At 70.4% G+C, this 1939-nt stretch carries 2 protein-coding genes; one reads left to right on the top strand and one right to left on the bottom strand.

Annotation, left to right across the window (positions count from 1 at the left end; genetic code table 11):
* Positions 1-139: 139 nt before the first annotated feature.
* Positions 140-991 (bottom strand): alpha/beta fold hydrolase, encoded by an 852-nt coding sequence (locus OOT08_RS02645; RefSeq protein ID WP_325090993.1) that lies wholly within the window; start codon positions 989-991, stop codon positions 140-142.
* 196 nt (positions 992-1187) lie between these two features.
* Between OOT08_RS02645 and OOT08_RS02650 the strand changes: the two genes are divergently transcribed.
* Positions 1188-1939: IclR family transcriptional regulator (locus tag OOT08_RS02650; protein WP_325090994.1), on the top strand; the 752-nt coding region annotated here is incomplete at its 3' end.

Consider the following 1939-nt stretch of genomic DNA (forward strand, 5'->3'; position numbering starts at 1 on the left):
ATCAGGATATCCGCCTGCTCGTCGCGCGGAGCCGGCGCGCCCAGGGCGATGCCGGGCTGGGTGGTGTCGTACATCTCGGTTCCCGTCTGTGGGGTGGTGCTGGCGGTGTCGGCGTGCGCCTCGGCGGCGCGGGCACCGCTCATGACCGGGTCTCCGGGATGACGGTCCCCGCCGGGAAGCGGGTGGGCTCCCGAAGGAAGAGATCGGTGATCTGCATGAGCTCCGCCGGGCGCTCCAGGAAGATGGCGTGCCCGCTCGACACGGTCGTGAGCCGGGCGTCATCGATTGCGCCGAGGAGCTGCTGCTGGTGGTGCCCGGGGACCATCATGTCCTCCGTGCAGCTCACGATCAGCGTGGTCGCCGTGATCTCTCCGACCCGCTCCCCCAGATCGATCTCGGCGTTGAGCCGCATCTGCTTCCGGGTGAAGTCATCGGCGCCCTGCCCGGCGAGTGCGGCGCGGAGGGTCTCCGGCGTGAACTGCTGCAGGAAGCGGCCGGAGAAGCCGCAGAACGCGGTGTAGGAGGCGAGCGCGGCGCGGTCCTGCTCGTAGAGGGCCTGCCAGACGCCGTTGCGGAGGCCCTGCTGCAGGTCGGTGGTGATCCAGCCCGCGACGAGCACCAGGTGTTCGACGCGGTCCCCGAGGTCGGCGGCGAGCGCCTCGGCGACGACGGAGCCGAGGGAGTACCCGAGCAGGTCGAAGGGCGCGTCGGCTCCGAGGCGGTCCTCGACGGCGGCCCGGACCTGTTCGACGAGGTCGTCGAGGCTCAGGGCGTCCGATCCGGGGCGGTCTCCCCAGTCGATGCCGATGACCCGGGTACGGGTTGCCATCATCGGGAAGAGGTGCCCGAAGTGGCCCGCGGTGCTTCCCCCGGTGCCGTGGACGAGCACGAGCGGTCGGCCGCCGGGGGTCTCCGTGTGCGAATCGTGCACGGTGACGGTGGCCCCCCGCACGGTGATGGTCGAGGTCCTGGTGGACTCCGTGAGTGACATGACGCTCCCTTGCGGAATTTACTGAGTGGACTTTTTTGTTCAACCTCCACCGGAACGCTAACACGCATTTCGAAGAATTTGCCTGACTTTTCTGGAAACACCCGAAAAGCTCACGACGGTCAACACTTCCGCATAGTCCACTATGCGAATTTATGTCGGTGCGGAACAAACGCGCCCAATGCGAGACAATGGAGGCATGTCTTCCGACCCCGCTCGCCCAGCCCCGATCGGGGTACTCCCCCGCGCGGCCCTGCTCCTGCGTCTCCTGGCCGACGCCGGGGACTCGGGCCTGCGCCTCCAGGACCTGGTGCCCCGCTCCGGGCTTGCCCAGCCGACGGTGCACCGGCTCCTCACGGATCTCAGCGAACTGGGCGTCGTCGCCCGGCCGGACGGTCGCCGCTACGCGCTCGGGCCCGCCCTCGAGGAGCTGGCGCTCGACCGGCCCACCCCGGCGCCAATCGCGCGGCTGAGCGAGACGCGCGCGATCCTGCAGGGACTCGCCGATGAGCTCGGCGACACCGTCTACCTGGCCGCGCGGATGTATCGCTCCGCCCAGTACCTCCTGCGCTGCGACGGGGACTCCCCCATTCGCGTGTTTTCCGTGCACGAGGGCGAGGTCAAACCGCTCGCCACGAGCTATGCGGGCATCGCGCTTCTCGCCGGGCTGGGGGCCGAGCAGCGGCAACCGGCCATCGACGAGGCGCTCGCCGCGATCCCCGATCGCTGGGAGCCGCGGGACCCCGCGGTGCTCGCGGATCGGTTGAGCACCCTGATCGCGCAGGTCCACCGCACGGGGTGGTGCGGCGGGCTCCCCGTGGTGCCGAACGTGGCGGGGGTCGCCTGCCCGGTGCCGCGCGCCTCGGGCGCGCCCGTGCTCGCGGTGACCGTCTCCGCGGCGTCGTCCCGAATGCCGGAGGAGCGCATCCCCGAGGTCGCCGAGCGCCTCCT

The sequence above is a fragment of the Leucobacter sp. M11 genome (assembly GCF_035726885.1).
In the GTDB taxonomy this organism is placed as follows: domain Bacteria; phylum Actinomycetota; class Actinomycetes; order Actinomycetales; family Microbacteriaceae; genus JAPFRB01.